Here is an 18,022-nt window from a genome sequence, read left to right as displayed (position 1 = left end):
CGGACGGTCATCGTGCTCCCTCTATAATCGCCCGATGAATGCCTCATGGACCGATGCCACGCTGGAGTGGATCGCAGCACACCCCGTCCTGGCCGGCGCGGTCATCTTCGCCATCGCGTTCTGCGATGCGGTCATCATCCTCGGCACGCTGGTGCCGGCGCTGCCGTTGCTGTTCGCGATCGGCGTGCTGATCGGCCTGGGCCAGATCTCCGGCCCGTATGCGGTGATCAGCGCCGCGCTCGGCGCGCTGATCGGCGATGCGGTCAGCTACTGGGTCGGCTACCGCTGGGGCCATCAGCTGCGCAACTATTGGCCGTTCAAGCGCTACCCGCAGTTGCTCGACCGCGGCGAGGCGATGTTCCGCCGCAACGCCTTCAAGAGCATCCTGGTGGCGCGCTATGTCGGCGCCATCCGTCCGTTCGTGCCGGCGGTGGCGGGCATGATGAAGATGCCGCTGCGGCGCTATCTGCTGCCCAGCAGCGTGGCCGCGGTGACCTGGGCGCTGCTGTTCCTGGGCCCGGGCTGGCTGTTGGGCCAGGCCTACGACGCAGTCGCCGCGGTCGCCGGCCGCCTGTTCCTGGTCGTGGGCCTGCTGGCGCTGGCGCTGGGCCTGGTGTGGGCCATCGTGCTGTACGGCTACCGCTGGTCGGCCGGGCACATGGACGCGCTGCTGGCGCGCGGCCTGGATTGGTCGCGCCGGCATCCGGTGCTGGGCCGTTACTCGATCGCGGTGTTCGATCCGCAGCGGCGCGAGTCGGTGCCGCTGGCGATGCTGGCGGTGATGCTGCTGGCGCTGGGCTGGGGCTGGTTCGCGCTGCTGATGGTGGTGGTGGCGCACGGCGAGCCGCTGCGCCTGGACCTGGCCGTGCACGACCTGATGCTGGCCTTGCGCAACCCGCTGGCCGACTACCCGATGACCGCGCTGGCCTCGCTGGGCAACTGGCAGGTGCTGGTGCCGCCGACCGCGCTGGGCCTGCTCTACCTGGCCTGGCGCCGGCGCTGGATGGCCGCGGCGCACTGGCTGGCGGCGCTGGCCTTCGGCCTGGCGCTGACCAAGCTGCTCGGCGCCACCGTGCACGTGGTGCGCCCGCCGGCGGCCAGCAGCGGCTTCGGCTTCCCCTCGGTGGCGGTGACCATGGCCACGATCAGCTTCGGCTTCTTCGCGGTGCTGATCGCCCGCGAACTGCCCGGGCGCTCGCGGGTGTGGCCGTACCTGCTGTCGGGCGCGGTGGTGACCCTGATCGGCTTCGCCCGCCTGTACCTGGGCGCGCACTGGCTCAGCGACGTGGTCGGCGGCATGCTGTTCGGCATCTTCTGGCTGCTGGTGCTGGGCATCGCCTACCGCCGCCGCTTCAACCGCGGGTTCTGGATGAAGCCGCTGGCCTGGCTGTTCTACGGCGGCTTCGCGATTGCGGCGCTGTGGTACGCGCCGCGCCAGCTGGAACGCAAGCTGGCCAAGTTCGAACCGCCGCCGCCGCAGCTGACGCAGTTGGCCGACGCGGCCTGGTGGCAGCACGACTGGCGCACCTTGCCATCGCGGCGCAACGAGTTCGACGACGACCAGCGCTGGCCGCTGGACATCCAGGTGGCCGGGCCGCTGGCGCCGCTGCAGCGCCAGCTCGAAGCGGCCGGCTGGCGCGTGCAGCCGCAGGCCGGCTGGCAGCAGGCGCTGCAGTTGCTCGACTACAAGGCCACGCCGGCGCAGGTGCCGGTGCTGCCGGCGACGCTGGACACGCGGGTGGAATCGCTGCTGATGCTGCGCCCCGGACCGAATCCGGACGAGTTGTACGCGCTGCGCCTGTGGCCAGCGCCGGCCCGCCTGCAGCCGGGCAACGTGCCGCTGTGGCTGGGCAGCGCGCAAAGCCTGCGCTACGAACGCCACTTCAACCTGATCGGCTTGTGGCGCCCGCTGCGCGGCGCCGATCCGGCGCTCAACGCAGTGACCGAGGCGCTGCACGCGCTGCCCACGCGCAAGGACATGCACCGCCGCAGCGAGATCCCGGTGCTGCTGGTGCGCAGCGACGACGAGGCTCCGCCGTCGCCCTGAACGACGGCGGCAACGCGGGCCGCGATGGCGCACGCGCAGGCGACTCACGGTTGACGCGACCCGCCACTGGCGCAGGCGCGTCGCCGTCCCGCTACTTCACCTCGACCCGGACCGAACGCGAGTCGGTGGCCCGATCTTCCCAGTGCCGGGCGTAGAGGAGATCGATCGTACCGCTGCCGTGCTCGGTGGCCTTGAAGGTGTAGGTGACATTGCTGGGGCAGCCCATCCGGCCGGCGGCGCAGGCCGTGCCCGGTGCATGTTCGATGTCGAGCAGCGACAGCGACGCGGGCAGACTGCGCAAGGCCCAGGCGCTGCCGGTCGAGCCGTTCTCGGACAGGGTGATGGCGAACAGTTGGCCGCGCTGCAGGGCGAATGGCTTCATCGACGGCGTCAGGCAGGTCTTGGGCGACACCTGATCGGCATTGCCGGTCACCAGGGCGATGGCGCCGCGCGGGCAATCGGCCTGGCCAGTGGTGGCAGCGGCGGTGGTGCCGGGCGGCTCGGCGGCGACGGCCGGCAGGCTCGCGGCGCCGCCGGCGGACAGCAACAACAGCAGGAAGGAACGCCTCATACGAAGTCCTCGATCGTGCGTGGATAGGACGTCAGGCCGCCAGGGCGGGATGCCGTGCCGGCAGCCGGGCGGCCGCCGATCGCTGCCAAGCGTCGCCTGCGCCTGCTAGCGGCGCGCTGAATGCCGTGCGTGGGCGCCTTCGCTGCCCCATCGAGGCAGTGCGCGGCGATCGTGTCGGATGGGGGCATCCTGGCGCGAGGCCGCGCAGAGCTCGGGCCGCCCTGCCCTGCGATGCGTCGTGCAGGCGAGGACGGCGCTACCGCCCTCGCCTGGCTCGCTCAGGGAATCCAGGCCAGCAACTGATCCAGCCGCGCGTGCGGGTCGTCTTCCTGCAGCAGCGACAGGCGCTGGCGTTCGTCCAGCGGCAGCAGTTCGGCCATGCGCCAGCCGACCCAGGCGGCCTGGTCGAGCTGGCGCGGACCGGCCAGCGGATACACCGCGGCGGCCTGGTCGAGGATGCTGTCGAGCACGGTCGCCAACAGCGCGTGCTGCGGACGCAGTTCGTCGTCGCCGTCGGCTTCGCGCCATTCCACGTCGCCGACCACCAGGCCGTTGTCGCGGACCCGGCTGCGCAGCACGTGGAAGCGCCGCGCACCGCGCAGGCTCAGCACCAGCACGCCGTCGGCGCCGACATCGAAGTCGACGATGCGCGCCTCGGTGCCGAACGCCGCTGGCACCGCCGGGGCGCCGGTCTCGCTGCCGTCCAGGATCAGGCACACGCCGAAGCCGCTGTCGGTGCGCCCGCACTCGCGGACCAGGTCCAGGTAGCGGCGCTCGAACACCCGCAGCTTGATCGAGGCGCCAGGCAGCAGGACTGCGTGCAGCGGGAACAGCGGCAGCGTGGTCCGCTGCGGGCTCACGCGCCGGCTCCGCCGTGCCCGGCGAGACTCATTGCAGCGCCGCCAGGAAGCGCCGCGGCGCCCCGTCGAAACCGCCGTTGGACATGAACACCACGTGGTCGCCGGCGCGCGCCTGCGCCTGCAGCGCAGCCAGCAAGGCGTCCACGTCGGGCGCCGCGCAGGCATCCCCGCGCACCGCAGCGATCACCTTGCCGGCATCCCAGGCCAGCTCCGGGCGCTGCAGGAACACCACCGCGTCGGCGGCCTCCAGCGACGGCGCCAGCGCTTCGGCATGCGCGCCCAGCCGCATCGAATTGCTGCGCGGCTCCATCGCCACCACGATGCGCGCCGCGCCGACCTTGGCGCGCAGGCCTTCCAGCGTGGTGCGGATGGCGGTGGGATGGTGGGCGAAGTCGTCGTACACGGTGATGCCCTGCGCCTGGCCGAGCACCTCCAGGCGCCGCTTGACGCTGCGAAAGCGCGCCAGCGCCGGCATCACCTGCGCCGGTGCCACGCCCACCGCATGGGCGGCGGCCAGCGCGGCCAGCGCGTTCATCACGTTGTGGCGGCCGAGCAGCGGCCAGTCCACCTCGCCCAGTTCGCGGCCCTGGTGCAGCACCGCGAAACGGCTGCCGTCGGCGGCGAGCAGGCGTGCGCTCCACTCGAAGGCCGGATCGAAGCCGAAGCGCTCGACCGGGGTCCAGCAGCCCATCGCCAGCACCTCGCGCAGGTGCGCGTCCTCGCCGTTGACGATCAGCCGGCCGCGGTGCGGCACCGTCCGCACCAGGTGGTGGAACTGGCGCTGGATCGCGGCGACGTCGGGGAAGATGTCGGCGTGGTCGTACTCGAGGTTGTTGAGGATCGCCACCAGCGGCCGGTAGTGCACGAACTTGCTGCGCTTGTCGAAGAACGCGGTGTCGTACTCGTCGGCCTCCACAACGAAGAGCGGCCGTTCCGAAAGGTCCGGCCCCTGCTCCCCTGCTCCCTCCGGGACAAGGTGGCGCGCAGCGCCGGATGCGGGTTCGGCAACGGCACGCCCCAGCCGCGCGGACACGCCGAAGTCCTCGGCCACCCCGCCGATCAGGAAACCCGGTTCGCGCCCGGCGGCCTGCAGCAGCCAGGTCAGGATGCTGGTGGTGGTGGTCTTGCCGTGGGTACCGGCCACCGCCAGGGTGTCGCGCCCCGGCAGCACCTGCTCGCTCAGCCATTGCGCGCCGGAGGTGTAGGCGCGCCCGGCGTCGAGCACCGCTTCCACGGCCGCATTGCCACGCGACAACGCGTTGCCGACGATCACCTGGTCGCAGTCCGCGGCGATGTGCTCGGGCAGGTAACCCTGCTTCAGCGCGATGCCAAGGTGTTCCAACTGCGTGGACATCGGCGGATAGATCGCCTGGTCGCTGCCCTCGACCGCATGGCCGAGTTCGCGCGCCAGCGCGGCGACACCGCCCATGAACGTACCGGCGATGCCGAGAATATGGATCTTGCTCATGGCCCGATTGTCGCCGATCCCCCGGCGCACGCAAACCAGCGACGTGCCGACAGTTGGCGGCGACAGGCCCCGCGCGGGACCGCTTCGGGGCAAGCGCGCCGCTGCGCCGTCAAGTAGGGAATCCCCCACATCGGCTGGGTAAAGTTCCCGATAGGCAAGTCGGGAGCCGACGCCGAGAATGAACGGGCCAGCCTCGACACCCTGTGGTTCTACTCCCCAAGAGACCATCCCCAAGGGAGCTCATGTCGTGGGGCCCTGAGCAAGCCCGCTCGCTGGCACTTTTTTTATCGACCCTGGCCCCATGGCAAGCGGCATGCGCGCCCACGGTCGATCACTCGCTGTGCGGCGGCGGGAGACAAGCTTACCTTCGTAGGAGCGGCTTCAGCCGCGATGGGCTTTCCCGGAAATGCCCGTCGCGGCTGAAGCCGCTCCTACGGGCGTTGCGCGTCGTGAACGGGGACGCGCAATCGTCGGGATCCCGCACCGTCTGCACGTCCGGCGCCCGTCGCGGGCGCCGGCGTGCCAAGCCGCCTCAGCGGCCGATCGCCGCCAGGATGCGGGCGAGCACCTCGTCCAGCGAGCCGACACCATCCACTCGCGCCAGCGTGCCGCGCTTGTCGTAGAAGCCGATCACCGGCGCGGTCGAATCGGTGTAGACCTGCAGGCGCTTGCGCACCGACTCGGGGTTGTCGTCCTCGCGGCCTTCGGCCTTGGCGCGGCCGGCGATGCGCTCGACCAGCAGTTCGTTGGCCACGTCCAACTGCACCACCGCGTCCAGCGGCTGGCCGAGCTTGGCCAGCAGTTCGTCCAGCGCGCCGGCCTGGGCCAGGTTGCGCGGGTAGCCGTCGAGGATGAAGCCGTTGCGCACGTCGTCGCGGCCCAGGCGCGATTCGAGCATGCCCAGCAGGATGTCGTCGGAAACCAGATCGCCGCGCGCCATCACTTCCTTGGCCTGCACGCCCAGCGGGGTGCCGGCGGCGACTTCGGCGCGCAGCAGATCGCCGGTGGAGATGTGCGGGATCTGCAGCTTGTCCTTCAGGCGGGCCGCCTGCGTGCCCTTGCCCGATCCGGGCGGTCCCAACAGAACCAATCGCATCAACCTGACTCCTCGAGGAAAGTACCGTGCGCGGCCGGCGGCGTTAGACTCGGGGGCCACGCCTGCGCTGCACCGCAAGATCCCCAGCTTACCGCATCCAGGCAATGTCCCGGCAATGTCCTCACCCCAGGAGCGAACCCCGACCATGGCCCAAGGCACCCTGCTGTACGCCCAGTCCGGCGGCGTCACCGCCGTCATCAACGCCAGCGCCGCCGCCGTCATCGGCGAAGCGCGGGCGCGCAAGGTCAAGGTGCTGGCCGCGCGCAACGGCATCCTCGGCGCGCTGCGCGAGGACCTGATCGACACCTCCAAGGAGTCGGCGGCGGCGATCGCCGCGCTGGCCCACACCCCCGGTGGCGCGTTCGGCTCGTGCCGCTACAAGCTCAAGTCGCTGGAGGCCGACCGCGCCAAGTACGAGCGTCTGCTGCAGGTGCTGCAGGCACACGACGTGCGCTACTTCCTCTACAACGGCGGCAACGATTCGGCCGACACCGCGTGGAAGGTGTCGCAGCTGGCGCAGGCGTTCGGCTACCCGCTGCACTGCATCGGCGTGCCCAAGACCATCGACAACGACCTGGCAGTCACCGACACCTGCCCGGGCTTCGGCTCGGCCGCCAAGTACACCGCGGTGTCGGTGCGCGAGGCGGCGCTGGACGTGGCGGCGATGGCCGAGACCTCGACCAAGGTATTTGTCTACGAAGCCATGGGCCGCCATGCCGGCTGGCTGGCCGCCGCCGCCGGCCTGGCCGCGCAATCGCCGGACGACGCGCCGCAGATCATCCTGTTCCCCGAACGCGCCTACGACGAGGCCGCGTTCCTGGCGCAGGTGCGCAAGGTGGTGGACAGGGTCGGCTGGTGCGTGGTGGTGGCCAGCGAGGGCATCCAGACCGCCGACGGGCGCTTCGTCGCCGATGCCGGCGGCGGCACCGACGCGTTCGGGCACAGCCAGCTCGGCGGCGTGGCGTCCTACCTGGCCGGCAAGGTCAAGGCCGAACTGGGCTACAAGGTGCATTGGACCCTGCCCGACTACCTGCAGCGTTCGGCGCGCCACATCGCTTCGCGCACCGACTGGGAGCAGGCGCAGGCGGTCGGCAAGGCCGCGGTGCAGTTCGCACTGAAGGGCATGAACGCGGTGATGCCGGCGATCGTGCGCAGCAGCGACGCGCCGTACCGCTGGAAGATCGAGGCCGCGCCGCTGGCCAAGGTCGCCAACCACGAGAAGAAGATGCCGGCCGGCTTCCTGCGCAAGGACGGTTTCGGCATCACCGAGAAGGCACGCCGCTACCTGCAGCCGCTGATCCGCGGCGAAGCGCCGCTGCCCTACGGCACGGATGGCCTGCCCAAGTACGTGGCACTGAAGAACGTGGCGGTGAAGAAGAAGCTGCCGGCCTGGGAGGGCTGACAACGCGCGCGCACGCCCCCCTGTGCCGCGACCGGCGCGCGCCGGTGCGCGGCACGCTGCGGGACAGGCGCCAACGCCTGAAGCGCGGCGACGGAGGCATGGCAGACCCCACTCGCTCACCACGCGCTGGCACGACGGCACGCGTGCCAGCGCCCCCACAAAGTCCGAGATGGCCGGCATGCACGGCGGCAAGCGCGAAGACCGCACCAGCGAGAGTCCCACGATGGGCTTCGATTGGCACAGCGACACCATCACGCGCGCGACGCCGGTGGATGGGCGCTACAGCAACACGCAGAACGTGCGTCGTTTTCTCGTTGCGGCATGTGGCGACGGCTTCGCCTTCGATCGCGCGTTCATGGCCTGGATCAGGAATGGCGTCGCCAAGACCATGGGCGACGTCGCCGACGCATGGCAGCGGCGGCACATCGGCACGACGTCAGCCGATGAGACGGGCGGTCACACACCGCATGCGCCGGATCGGCAACCAAATAGCGCGACGCGCCACGCCGGGGAGCCTGGCCTGAGCGCCGATTGACGCACGCGTCGATACCTCACGTCCGCCGGCGCGGGCCGTGTCACCGCAGCTCCGTTCTCGTCGCGTACACACGCTGCCGCAGTCGCGACCGTGCCGCCCCGCCGTGCAGGCGAGACGCCGGGCCCAGCCAACCCGCCCGCTCAGCGGCAGGCCTTGCCTTCCACGGTCATCTGCGCGGTGAACTGCGGCACCTGCGCGACCTTGCCGGCGGCCGCCTGCTGCTTGGCCTCCTCCAGATAGATGCGCGACTGGCCCTGGCCATCGCGTTCGGTATTCAGTGCGACCGGCTTGCGCCACACCCGCACCACCGCCTGCTGCGACGGACAGGCCGCGCTGGGCACGCGGATCAGATCGTTGAACTTCCAGCCGGTGGCCTCGCTGGGCTTGGCCTGGTCGAACTCGACCAGCTTGGCGCGCGGCTGGCAGGTGGAGCTGCTGCGCACGGCGGAGAAACGGTAGGGCTGCGCCGCATCGCCGGTGTACTCGCCCTCGAAGCGCACGCAGGCCTCGGGGATCTGGCGAATGGTGTGGACCACGCCTACCGCCTGCGGCGCGCTGGCCGGGCGCTGCAACTCGGGGGTCGGGTCGGCGGCCGCCGCGGCCAGCGGCGCCAGCGCGCACAGGGCGATGGCTAGGATCGAGGCGCGTGCGCGCAGCCGCGGGGAAATCGTCGATTGCATCGGAAGGCTCCTGGGAAGCGATGCGCCACGCTGCCATGCGCAGACTGAACCGGACGCCAAAAGTGCGACGCCCTGCCTGGTCGCTGGCGGCATCACGGAGCCAGGCGCATACTCGCCCACGTTCAGGCCAGATGACATTGCGATACGCACCAGCGGCGCGCGTTGTGGCCGCGGAGTCGTTGCATGCTTCAGCTCCTACGGTGTGATCCCTCGGTATGTCCAGCGCTTGGGCGCCATCCACATCCTTGGGAGGGGTCATGTTGGAACGATATGCGGTCACCGTGGCACTGGCGTGCGCGGCTCTGGCGGTGCTCTACGGCATCGTCTCCACGCGCTGGATCCTGGCGCAGCCTGCCGGCAACGAACGCATGCGGCAGATCGCCGATGCGATCCAGGAAGGCGCCCGCGCCTACCTCAACCGCCAGTACCTGACCATCGCCATCGCCGGCGTGGTGTTGCTGGTGCTGGTCGGCGTGTTCCTGAGCTGGTACACCGCCGGGGGCTTTGCGATCGGCGCGGTGCTGTCCGGGGTCGCCGGCTACATCGGCATGAACCTGTCGGTGCGCGCCAACGTGCGCACCGCCGAGGCGGCGCGACGCGGGCTGGCGCCGGCCATGGCGGTGGCGTTCCGCGGCGGCGCGATCACCGGCATGCTGGTGGTGGGCCTGGGCCTGATCGGCGTGGCCGGCTACTACGGCCTGCTGCAGTGGCTGGGCCACAGCGTCGGCGACAGCCTGCATGCGCTGGTCGGCCTGGCCTTCGGCAGTTCGCTGATCTCAATCTTCGCGCGCCTGGGCGGCGGCATCTTCACCAAGGGCGCGGACGTCGGCGCGGACCTGGTCGGCAAGGTCGAGGCCGGCATTCCCGAAGACGACCCGCGCAACCCGGCGGTGATCGCCGACAACGTCGGCGACAACGTCGGCGACTGCGCCGGCATGGCCGCCGACCTGTTCGAAACCTATGCGGTCACGGTGATCGCGACGATGCTGCTGGGCGGGCTGATGGCGGCCGAGGCCGGGCGCAACGCGGTGCTGTATCCGCTGGTGCTGGGTGGGGTCTCGATCGTCGCCTCGATCGTCGGCACCTTCTTCGTGCGCGTGCGCCCGGGCGGTTCGATCATGGGCGCGCTGTACAAGGGCGTGGTGGTCTCGGCGGTGCTGGCGGCACTGGCGTTCTGGCCGGTGACCCAGCAGCTGATGGGCGACACCGCCGCCGGTGCCGGCAAGCTCTACGGCTGCGCGCTGATCGGCCTGGTGCTGACCGGGCTGATCGTGTGGATCACCGAGTACTACACCGGCACCCAGTACAAGCCGGTGCAGCATGTGGCCCAGGCCAGCACCACCGGCCACGGCACCAACATCATCGCCGGGCTCGGCATCTCGATGAAGTCCACCGCGCTGCCGGTGGTCGCGGTGTGCGCGGCGATCTGGGGCGCGTTCGCGTTGTCGGGCCTGTACGGCATCGCCATCGCCGCCACCGCGATGCTGTCGATGGCCGGCATGATCGTGGCGCTGGATGCGTACGGCCCGATCACCGACAACGCCGGCGGCATCGCCGAAATGGCCGAACTGCCGCCGGAGGTGCGCGCGGTCACCGATCCGCTGGACGCGGTCGGCAATACCACCAAGGCCGTGACCAAGGGCTATGCGATCGGCTCGGCGGCGCTGGCGGCGCTGGTGCTGTTCGCCGACTACACCCACAACCTGCGCGCCGCGCATCCCACCGACACCTTCGCCTTCGACCTGTCCGACCACACGGTGATCATCGGCCTGCTGATCGGCGGCCTGATCCCCTACCTGTTCGGCGCGATGGCGATGGAAGCGGTGGGCCGTGCCGCCGGCGCAGTGGTGGAGGAAGTCCGGCGGCAGTTCCGCGAGATCCCCGGAATCATGCAGGGCACCGGCAAGCCGCAGTACGACCGCGCGGTGGACATGCTGACCCGCTCGGCGATCCGCGAAATGATCGTGCCGTCGCTGCTGCCGGTGGCGGTGCCGATCGTGGTCGGCCTGTTGCTGGGCCCGCGCGCGCTCGGCGGCCTGCTGATCGGCACCATCGTCACCGGCCTGTTCGTGGCGATCTCCATGACCACCGGCGGCGGCGCCTGGGACAACGCCAAGAAGTACATCGAGGACGGCCATTTCGGTGGCAAGGGCAGCGAGGCGCACAAGGCCGCAGTGACCGGCGACACCGTCGGCGACCCGTACAAGGACACGGCCGGGCCGGCGATCAATCCGCTGATCAAGATCATCAACATCGTGGCGCTGCTGCTGGTGCCGCTGCTGTAGCCGGGGACAGCGGGCGCCGGCGCATGCCGACGCCCGCTGCGCAGGACGCGCTTGGCTACAGGCAGTCGATCAGGCCGTCGTTGATGCTGCGCTCGCTGCGCGGCAGCGGCGCGAACAGCGGCCGCTCGCCCGACAGCGCCACGTACAGCGCGTGCAGCCGGGTCTGCGGTTGCAGCGGCGTGCGGCAATGCCACAGCCGCGCATCGACCACCACCCGGCCGCTGTCCGGCTCGATGCTGGCCTCGCTGGCGCCGAAGCTCCAGATGCACTCGCCGATCACCCCGTCGCGCTGGCGCACCGAGCAGCGATAGCGCAGCGGCCGGTAGTCGCTGTAGTCGCCCTCGCAGAAGGTGTCGCCGCACAGCTGGTCGAAGTCGTGCGCCAGCCGTTGCTCCAGGTCGGCGAACGCCTCCCAGCCCTCGCCGGGTGCCGGGTAGTCCATCGCATCCACGTAGGTCGGTTGCGCCTGCTGTGCCTGCGCAGCGCCGCAGGCCAGGACCAGCACCGCCAGCAGCGGCCACATCGATCGCCGGATTCCATTCATCGTCTTGCTCCGTGGTGGGGGACAGTGGCCACAGGATCGCCGCCGCCCGTTGCCGGCACCATCGGACTGCGCCCCATGCGGGCCGGTATGGAGTCCGAAACCGCTGTAGGAATCCTCCGAACGGGCGTGCGCTGCATTGCAACAGCCAACCGACTAGAATGCCTGCCTCTTTAGAAGCCACTCCACTGGAGCTAGCGCATGGGTCTGGAACTGGTCACCTCCGGCAAGAACCTGCCGGAAGAAATCAACGTCGTCATCGAAATCCCCAAGGATTCCGAACCGGTCAAGTACGAAGTGGACAAGGCCAGCGGCGCCATCTTCGTCGACCGCATCCTTTCCACCCCGATGCGCTATCCCTGCAACTACGGCTACGTGCCCAACACCCTGTGCGGCGACGGCGACCCGGCCGACGTGCTGGTGGTGCTGCCGCTGCCGCTGGTGCCCGGCTGCGTGGTGCGCTGCCGCCCGGTCGGCGTGCTGAAGATGAGCGACGAGGCCGGCAGCGACGAGAAGATCCTGGCGGTGCCGGTGGCCAAGGTGTTCCAGGGCTATGCGCACATCGAGGACATCACCCAGGTGTCCGGCCACTGGATGGAGCGCATCGGCCACTTCTTCGAGCACTACAAGGACCTGGAGAAGGGCAAGTGGGTCAAGCTCGACGGCTGGGGCAACGCCGAAGAGGCCAAGCGCATCCTGCGCGAGTCCGTGACCCGTTTCGAAGCCGGCGCCTGAGCCGCTCGCCGTGGCGGGGCCCTGCCCCGCCGTGGCTGACCTGTTTCACGTTTTGCCGTTGCCGGGGCGCCGCCCATCGGGGTTTGCGGTACATTGCGCCATGGCATCACCGAGCCCGGTCCGTCCGCGACCCGGCTCTTCTTGGGGGACAGTCTCTTGCGCATCCTGTTCGTCGGCGACGAAGCCAGCCTTCCGTCCGAAGTCACTGAATACATTCGCGATCTTGGCGAGGACTGGCAGGTCCAGAGCGTCGCCGACGGCAATGCCGCCATCGCCGCGGCGGCCACCGTGCGCCTGGATGCGGTGATCGCCGCGCCGACGCTGCCGGACCTGACCACCGCCACCCTGCTCGGCCAGATCCGCACGCTGAGCCCGGAAACCATCCGCATCGCCTTGATCGAGGCCGAGCAGAGCAACCGTGCGCCGCCGGCGCGGATCATCGGCGTGGCGCACCGGTTCCTGCCGCTGCCGCTGTCGCCGGAGATGCTGCTGGAGGCGGTCACCAGCCTGGAGGAGCTGCAGGAACTGCTGGGCAACCCGCGCCTGCGTTCCAGCATCGGCCGCATCGAGAAGCTGCCCTCGCCGCCGCATCTGTACCTGAGCCTGATGCACGCGCTGGAGCAGGACGAAGGCAGCAACGCTGCCGACCTGGCCAAGCTGGTCTCGGCCGACCCGGCGATCGCGGCCAAGGTGCTGCAGCTGTGCAATTCGGCGTTCTTCTCCAACGGCCGCACCATTTCCGACCTGCGCACCGCCGTGACCCGCCTGGGCACCGCCACCCTGCGCGACCTGGTCCTAGCCAGCGAAGTGTTCTCGGTGCAGGCGCTGTCCAACGCCGAGCGCAACGCGCTGCAGCAGCGCTCGCTGCTGGCGTCCAAGCTGGCCGCGAAGATGCTGCCGACCTCCAGCGTCGAGCTGGGGTCGACCGCGGCACTGCTGGCCGACATCGGCCTGCTGTTGCCGGGCGTGCGCGACGAGCGCGAGCCACCCACCGGTGACGACGACACCCGGCCGGGCCATGCCGAGGCCGGTGCCTACCTGCTCGGCCTGTGGGGCCTGCCGATGCCGATCATCGAAGCGGTGGCCTTCCATCGCCAGCCGCAGCGTTCCAGCACCCGCAGCTTCTGGGTCACCGGCGCGGTGCACGTGGCGATGGCGCTGGCCAGCGGCTCGGAGGTCGACGAGGAGTACCTGGCCAAGACCGGCATGCTCGGCAAGTTGCCGACCTGGCGCGAGCAGGCCGAGAACCTGATGGGGCTGACCTCGGCCTGAGCCCGAACGTGGTGCGCGCGGCTTGCCGCCGTGCGCGCCGAATGGCGCTTGTGCACCTCGCCGGCGTCCTCGCTGCCGTTGGTCCGCTGTTTTCGGCGTATCTCGCCGGCATCGCGGCCCGCCAATGGGCCAATCCGCAAGACGGTCCGCCGCGCGCCCCTGCAGCGCGACGACGGCACCATCGCGAGTCGGGGCGAGACCGCCCCAGCGAGCGCGCAGCGGCCGCGAGAGGAGCGGCTTCAGGGCATCCCGCGACGACGCGCGAAGCGCGCTATCGCAGGCGCGGCTTCAGGGCGCCTCTAATAACCTAAGGACGTGTCCGTAGGAGCGGCTTCAGCCGCGACGCGGGCGTTCCCGGTAAAGCCCGTCGGGGCTGAAGCCGCTCCTACGACAGCGACAGCCGGTGCTTGCAGCGGCCCTGATGCCGTGATCGTCGGCACGCGCTGCCAAGCCAAGCGCCTCCATCGCCAGCAGTCCCCGGGCCATAGCAGCGACGCGCACGCCAGGATGCGCCGGCCATACGCCGCGCCACGGTTCGCCAACCGCCTGCCTGCCGCCCAGCACGCCACCTCACAGGCGCCGCGCAGGCACAAAAAAAGACGGGCCTTGCGGCCCGTCTTCGTGTCACGCCAACAGCTCGATCAGAAGCGCTGGGTGTACTTCATGTACACGTAGCGACCGATGTCGAAGCCGCCGTAGTAGGCGAAGCTGCTGTCCGGGGCCGAGTACATCAGCGGACCGCGGTGGTCGAACACGTTGTTCGCACCGATGGCGATCGTCGCGTCCCACGGCGCCTTCCAGTTGACCTGCAGGTCGTGGAAGGTGTTGGCGCCGGTGTGACGCAGCGGATCGGATTCGCCGTTGGCGAAGTGGTCCGGCGCATCGCAGTAGTCCGTGGCGCGCGAGATGCAGCTTTCCTTCATGCCGGAGTAGTAGCGCAGGGTGTAGTTCACACCGAAGTCGCCCATCGTCCAGTTCACGCCCAGGTTGGAGCGCACACGGAAGATGCCCGGCGTGCCGACGCTGCCGATGGTGATGTTGTCGCCCGCCTGATTCTGGCCGGCTTCGTCGTACTTGCTGACGTAGCTGGTCTGCCAGTCGATCATGATCTTGCCGAACGCCATTTCCGGCAGACGGTAGCGGATGCCCAGATCGTAGCCTTCGGTCTCCATCTGGCCGAGGTTGGCCACGCCGTAGGTCATCGCCGAGATATGGCCGTCGGCGGCACGGGTCACGCCGGCGCAGCGCTCGGCATTGCCCAGCACGTAGCAGTCGCGCAGGATGCGGTCCACGCTATCGGCGATGATCATGTCCTTGATCTCGTAGCGGTACCAATCCAGCGAGATGTCCAGGCCCTGCACCCAGCGCGGGCTCCACACCAGACCGGCGGTCTTGCTGGTGGAGGTCTCCGGCTTCAGGTTCGGGTTGGAGCCGCTGATGAACTCGTCCGGGGTCTGGCAAGGAAGGGTCGAACACGGCACGTAGCCCTGGCCCAGCTGGGTGTAGCCGACCGGCACGCCGGCGGCGCTGCACGCCGCATTGCCGTTGACGCTGTTCGGTGCGCCCACGCCGCACGGATCGATGTACGACTCGAAGCTGCTGTTCAGGCCGCCGTACAGATCGCTGATCGTCGGCGCGCGGAAGCCCTCGGCGTAGGTGCCGCGGACCAGCAGCTCGTCGATCGGCTTCCAGGTGAAGCCGAACTTGGAGTTCACCGTGTCGCCGAAGTTGCTGTAGTCGGAGTAGCGGCTGGCCAGGTTCAGGGTCAGCTGCTTGGCGAACGCCATGTCGGCCAGGATCGGCACGTTCAACTCGAGGTAGAACTCGTCCAGATCGTAGTTGCCGGCAGTGGTCTTGGCGCCCAGGCCGGTGCTCTCACCCGACTGCGCGAAGGCATCCGGCGAGAAGCGGCCTTCTTCCTTGCGGTGCTCGTAGCCGACCGCGATGCCGAGATCGCCCGCCGGCAGCGTCGCCAGCGTGCCGCTCAGGTTGGCGGTGTAGCTGGTGGTCTTGGTCAGGCCGGTGTCGGTGAAGTACGGGAACAGGAAGGCCTGGGTGTCCGCATCGGCCAGCGAGCCCGGGCCGGCCACGCCATACGGCAGCAGCGGGTTCCACGGACGGCAGGCGCTCAGCGGCACCGGCGCGGCGGCGGTACCGCACTGGGCGACGCCGTTGGCATTGATGAAGGACGAACCCAGCGCCTGGCGCGAGGCGATCAGACTCATGTCGCCGTGCCCGGTCTTGGTGCTCTCGTTGCGGTTCCACAGCGCACCGACGTCCCAGTCCCAGCTCTTGTCGGCGAACTCGAAGGAGCCGCTGATGGTCGGCGCGAAGCGCGTGGTCTTCAGCTTGCTCTCGGTGGTGCGCGGCACTTCCCACAGGCGGCGGCGGAAGTCGACGTCCTGGCCGATCGGGTTGAACGCGCTGTCGCCGGCCAGCGGGGTGCCGAACCTGACGGAGTCGTATGGGTAGCCGGCGATCTGCTGATCGGTGGTGCGCTCGTTGTAGAGCACGTCGGCGTTGAAGACGATGGAGTCGGTCAGGTCGTAGTTGGCGTTGGCGAACACCGACTTCCGCTCGATGCCGGTCTGCACCATCATCTGCTGGTTGGAGTTGGCGTACTCAGCCGGGGTCAGCGGATGGTAATCGGCCGGGTTGTTCGGGTTGCCGCCCGGGTTCAGGGTCTGCCACACCGCCGTTTCCGGATCCGAGCAGTCCACGGTCAGCGGGTTGCACCAGCTGCCGTTCTGGCTGATCGGGCTCCAGCCGCTCGGCGTGGAGTTCGGGCCACGGCTGCCGTCGCGGCTGAACCAACGGTTCTTGGCGAACACCGGATCCTGCTTGGAGTACTCGGCGGTCAGCGCCACGCCACCGCGCTCGCCCTGGGTGCCGATGGTGAAAGAGTACTGCGAGGTCTTGCCGTCGCCTTCGCCGAACTGGCCGAACTCGGCCGAGGCCTCGGCGCCGTCGAAGCGCTTGCGGGTGATGACGTTGACCACGCCGGCGATGGCATCGGAGCCGTAGATCGACGAGGCGCCGTCCTTCAGCACTTCGATGCGCTCGATCGCCGCCATCGGCACCTGGCTCAGGTCCTGCAGGCCCGAGGTGGTGGCGCCCAGGCGCTTGCCGTTCAGCAGCACCAGGGTGCGCTCGGCGCCGAGGTTGCGCAGGTCGACGTAGTAGCCGCCGACATTTTCGCCGGAGGCCAGTGCGTCGGCGCGCGAGATCGCCGGGGAACCGGCCGAGGTCAGGTTCTGCAGCACGTCGGCGACCGAGGTGTAGCCCTGGCGCTCCAGCGCCTGGCGGTCCAGGGTCAGGATCGGCTGCTGGGTTTCGACGTCGGCGCTGCGGATGCGCGAACCGGTGATTTCGATCCGGTCCAGCGTGGTGGTGGACGAGGCGGCGGCTTCTTGCGCGCCGGCAATCGCCGGCGTCAACGCGATCGCGATGCTGGCGGGCAGCAAGCCCAGCCGCACTGCGGGAGTGCGAAGGTTCATCAATCTCTCCAGGGTAACGTTAGGGGCGTGTTAAGACGCCCTCGGCACGTTACGTTCCGGTGAGCGCGGCTGCTTTGCCGCTGCCGCCTGCAGACTTTGCCGATTCTGGCGGGACGGTGGTGCCATGCCGATATTGCGAGGCGGAGACCCCGAAACGCGCACGGAACGCCCGCGCGAAGCTGCAGCAGTTGTCGAACCCGCTGGCGGCGGCCACCTCGCCGATCATCATCGTGGTCTCGCGCAGCAGATCCGCCGCCCGCTCCAGGCGCAGGCGCGCCGACAGCGCCTGAGGGCTTTCCTCGTACAGGCTCTGGAACGTCTTGGACAGGTACCAACCGGAGAAGTTGGTCAGTTCGGCCAGCTCGCTGATCCGCACCACGCGGTCGCGATGGCCGTCCAGATACAGCCGCGCGCGCTGCATGCGCCCGAACACCTGACGCTTGCGCATCCGCGAGCGCCCGGGACAGCGCTGCACGCGGCGCGACAACTCGCCCTGCATGGACGCCAGATGCAGCAGCACCGGCCGCATCGCCAAGGCGTCGCCCGGCCGCGCCGCGGCCTGCCGCCACAAGCGCAGGGCGGTGCGCGTCTCGCGCAACGACAATTCGCCACGCCCGGCATACAAGGTCTCGTCGGCCATCCGCCCCAACGCTTTCAGCGCCTCGCCGTCCAGGCTCAAGCCGATGCACAGGCCATCGCGGTCGGTCTGCAGCAGGGGGCGCGAATCGCGTTCGAAGGCCAGCCACTGGCCGCGGCGCAAGGCGAAACGCCCCTCCTTGGCCTCGATCCAGGCGCTGCCGCGCAACTGCAGCCAGACCGTGAAGGCGTTCGCCGACGCCTGCACGCTGGCCAGTCGGGCTGCGCCCAGGCAGGCGGGACCGGTCGGCGCATCGTCCGCGTCCAGTACCAGCTGTTGTCCATGATCGACCAGGAAAGATTGCCGCATCCAAGCACCTGTTTGACGTAAACCGGTGTGCAGTCTTTGCCGAATGTGGCGACAGGTCAGGAAGGCCTGGCGATATTTGTCCGAAAT

At 69.6% G+C, this 18,022-nt stretch carries 14 protein-coding genes; 6 read left to right on the top strand and 8 right to left on the bottom strand.

The annotated features are described in order from the left end of the window. Nucleotides 1-34 precede the first annotated feature (34 nt). Complete coding sequence (locus FHR56_RS14105) at nucleotides 35-2,047, top strand: bifunctional DedA family/phosphatase PAP2 family protein (RefSeq protein ID WP_160945328.1); 2,013 nt, start codon at nucleotides 35-37, stop codon at nucleotides 2,045-2,047. A gap of 91 nt (nucleotides 2,048-2,138) precedes the next feature. Here the strand turns inward: FHR56_RS14105 and FHR56_RS14100 are convergent, their stop codons facing one another. The 4 genes from FHR56_RS14100 to FHR56_RS14085 form a co-directional block, all read right to left on the bottom strand. Continuing rightward, nucleotides 2,139-2,618, bottom strand: a complete 480-nt coding sequence (locus FHR56_RS14100) for a protease inhibitor I42 family protein (protein ID WP_160945329.1) — start codon at nucleotides 2,616-2,618, stop codon at nucleotides 2,139-2,141. A gap of 278 nt (nucleotides 2,619-2,896) precedes the next feature. Further along, complete coding sequence (locus FHR56_RS14095; protein ID WP_010343368.1) at nucleotides 2,897-3,478, bottom strand: LON peptidase substrate-binding domain-containing protein; 582 nt, start codon at nucleotides 3,476-3,478, stop codon at nucleotides 2,897-2,899. Between the two features lie 28 nt (nucleotides 3,479-3,506). After that, nucleotides 3,507-4,946, bottom strand: coding sequence for a UDP-N-acetylmuramate:L-alanyl-gamma-D-glutamyl-meso-diaminopimelate ligase (gene mpl, locus FHR56_RS14090; RefSeq protein WP_160945330.1), 1,440 nt, complete (start codon nucleotides 4,944-4,946; stop codon nucleotides 3,507-3,509). A 532-nt stretch (nucleotides 4,947-5,478) separates the two neighbouring features. Then, a complete protein-coding gene (locus tag FHR56_RS14085; protein WP_010343370.1) occupies nucleotides 5,479-6,042 on the bottom strand; it encodes an adenylate kinase in 564 nt (187 codons plus the stop codon). A 145-nt stretch (nucleotides 6,043-6,187) separates the two neighbouring features. Between FHR56_RS14085 and FHR56_RS14080 the strand changes: the two genes are divergently transcribed. Then, nucleotides 6,188-7,444, top strand: coding sequence for a 6-phosphofructokinase (locus tag FHR56_RS14080; RefSeq protein WP_160945331.1), 1,257 nt, complete (start codon nucleotides 6,188-6,190; stop codon nucleotides 7,442-7,444). A gap of 169 nt (nucleotides 7,445-7,613) precedes the next feature. Continuing rightward, complete coding sequence (locus FHR56_RS20485; protein WP_237473009.1) at nucleotides 7,614-7,979, top strand: DUF6434 domain-containing protein; 366 nt, start codon at nucleotides 7,614-7,616, stop codon at nucleotides 7,977-7,979. Nucleotides 7,980-8,119: 140 nt separating this feature from the next. Here the strand turns inward: FHR56_RS20485 and FHR56_RS14070 are convergent, their stop codons facing one another. Next, a complete protein-coding gene (locus FHR56_RS14070) occupies nucleotides 8,120-8,659 on the bottom strand; it encodes a hypothetical protein (protein WP_160945332.1) in 540 nt (179 codons plus the stop codon). 257 nt (nucleotides 8,660-8,916) lie between these two features. Here FHR56_RS14070 and FHR56_RS14065 point away from each other — a divergent pair, with 257 nt between their 5' ends. Further along, nucleotides 8,917-10,944 carry a sodium-translocating pyrophosphatase gene (locus tag FHR56_RS14065; protein WP_160945333.1) on the top strand — a complete coding sequence of 676 codons (2,028 nt, stop codon included), beginning with the start codon at nucleotides 8,917-8,919 and terminating at the stop codon, nucleotides 10,942-10,944. Nucleotides 10,945-10,999: 55 nt separating this feature from the next. Here the strand turns inward: FHR56_RS14065 and FHR56_RS14060 are convergent, their stop codons facing one another. Then, the gene (locus FHR56_RS14060) at nucleotides 11,000-11,488 is read right to left on the bottom strand and encodes a hypothetical protein (RefSeq protein ID WP_160945334.1); all 489 of its coding nucleotides are present in this window, start codon (nucleotides 11,486-11,488) and stop codon (nucleotides 11,000-11,002) included. A gap of 198 nt (nucleotides 11,489-11,686) precedes the next feature. Here FHR56_RS14060 and ppa point away from each other — a divergent pair, with 198 nt between their 5' ends. Further along, entirely contained in the window at nucleotides 11,687-12,220 is a 534-nt protein-coding gene (ppa, locus tag FHR56_RS14055; protein ID WP_017917485.1) for an inorganic diphosphatase, read from the top strand. Between the two features lie 156 nt (nucleotides 12,221-12,376). Further along, nucleotides 12,377-13,492: an HDOD domain-containing protein gene (locus tag FHR56_RS14050; protein WP_160945335.1), complete on the top strand. Its 1,116-nt coding sequence runs from the start codon at nucleotides 12,377-12,379 to the stop codon at nucleotides 13,490-13,492. Nucleotides 13,493-14,133: 641 nt separating this feature from the next. On the opposite strand, the gene FHR56_RS14045 is transcribed toward FHR56_RS14050, so the two are convergent. Beyond that, nucleotides 14,134-16,989: a TonB-dependent receptor gene (locus tag FHR56_RS14045; RefSeq protein ID WP_160945336.1), complete on the bottom strand. Its 2,856-nt coding sequence runs from the start codon at nucleotides 16,987-16,989 to the stop codon at nucleotides 14,134-14,136. A 49-nt stretch (nucleotides 16,990-17,038) separates the two neighbouring features. Beyond that, nucleotides 17,039-17,935 carry a helix-turn-helix transcriptional regulator gene (locus FHR56_RS14040; RefSeq protein WP_160945337.1) on the bottom strand — a complete coding sequence of 299 codons (897 nt, stop codon included), beginning with the start codon at nucleotides 17,933-17,935 and terminating at the stop codon, nucleotides 17,039-17,041. Between the last annotated feature and the right edge of the window lie 87 nt (nucleotides 17,936-18,022).

It is taken from the genome of Xanthomonas sp. F10, from assembly GCF_014206815.1.
GTDB lineage: Bacteria > Pseudomonadota > Gammaproteobacteria > Xanthomonadales > Xanthomonadaceae > Xanthomonas_A > Xanthomonas_A indica.
Note: the sequence above shows the minus strand (reverse complement) of the source record. Positions and strands in the feature narration are given on the sequence as shown.

Excerpts from the sequence above, each read along its gene's own strand:
- mpl (WP_160945330.1), bottom strand. The coding sequence starts at position 4,946 with ATGAGCAAGATCCATATTCTCGGCATCGCCGGTACGTTCATGGGCGGT.
- ppa (WP_017917485.1), top strand. The coding sequence starts at position 11,687 with ATGGGTCTGGAACTGGTCACCTCCGGCAAGAACCTGCCGGAAGAAATC.
- FHR56_RS20485 (WP_237473009.1), top strand. The coding sequence starts at position 7,614 with ATGGCCGGCATGCACGGCGGCAAGCGCGAAGACCGCACCAGCGAGAGT.
- FHR56_RS14100 (WP_160945329.1), bottom strand. The coding sequence starts at position 2,618 with ATGAGGCGTTCCTTCCTGCTGTTGTTGCTGTCCGCCGGCGGCGCCGCG.
- FHR56_RS14040 (WP_160945337.1), bottom strand. The coding sequence starts at position 17,935 with ATGCGGCAATCTTTCCTGGTCGATCATGGACAACAGCTGGTACTGGAC.
- FHR56_RS14060 (WP_160945334.1), bottom strand. The coding sequence starts at position 11,488 with ATGAATGGAATCCGGCGATCGATGTGGCCGCTGCTGGCGGTGCTGGTC.
- FHR56_RS14065 (WP_160945333.1), top strand. The coding sequence starts at position 8,917 with ATGTTGGAACGATATGCGGTCACCGTGGCACTGGCGTGCGCGGCTCTG.
- FHR56_RS14105 (WP_160945328.1), top strand. The coding sequence starts at position 35 with ATGAATGCCTCATGGACCGATGCCACGCTGGAGTGGATCGCAGCACAC.
- FHR56_RS14070 (WP_160945332.1), bottom strand. The coding sequence starts at position 8,659 with ATGCAATCGACGATTTCCCCGCGGCTGCGCGCACGCGCCTCGATCCTA.
- FHR56_RS14080 (WP_160945331.1), top strand. The coding sequence starts at position 6,188 with ATGGCCCAAGGCACCCTGCTGTACGCCCAGTCCGGCGGCGTCACCGCC.
- FHR56_RS14085 (WP_010343370.1), bottom strand. The coding sequence starts at position 6,042 with ATGCGATTGGTTCTGTTGGGACCGCCCGGATCGGGCAAGGGCACGCAG.
- FHR56_RS14045 (WP_160945336.1), bottom strand. The coding sequence starts at position 16,989 with ATGAACCTTCGCACTCCCGCAGTGCGGCTGGGCTTGCTGCCCGCCAGC.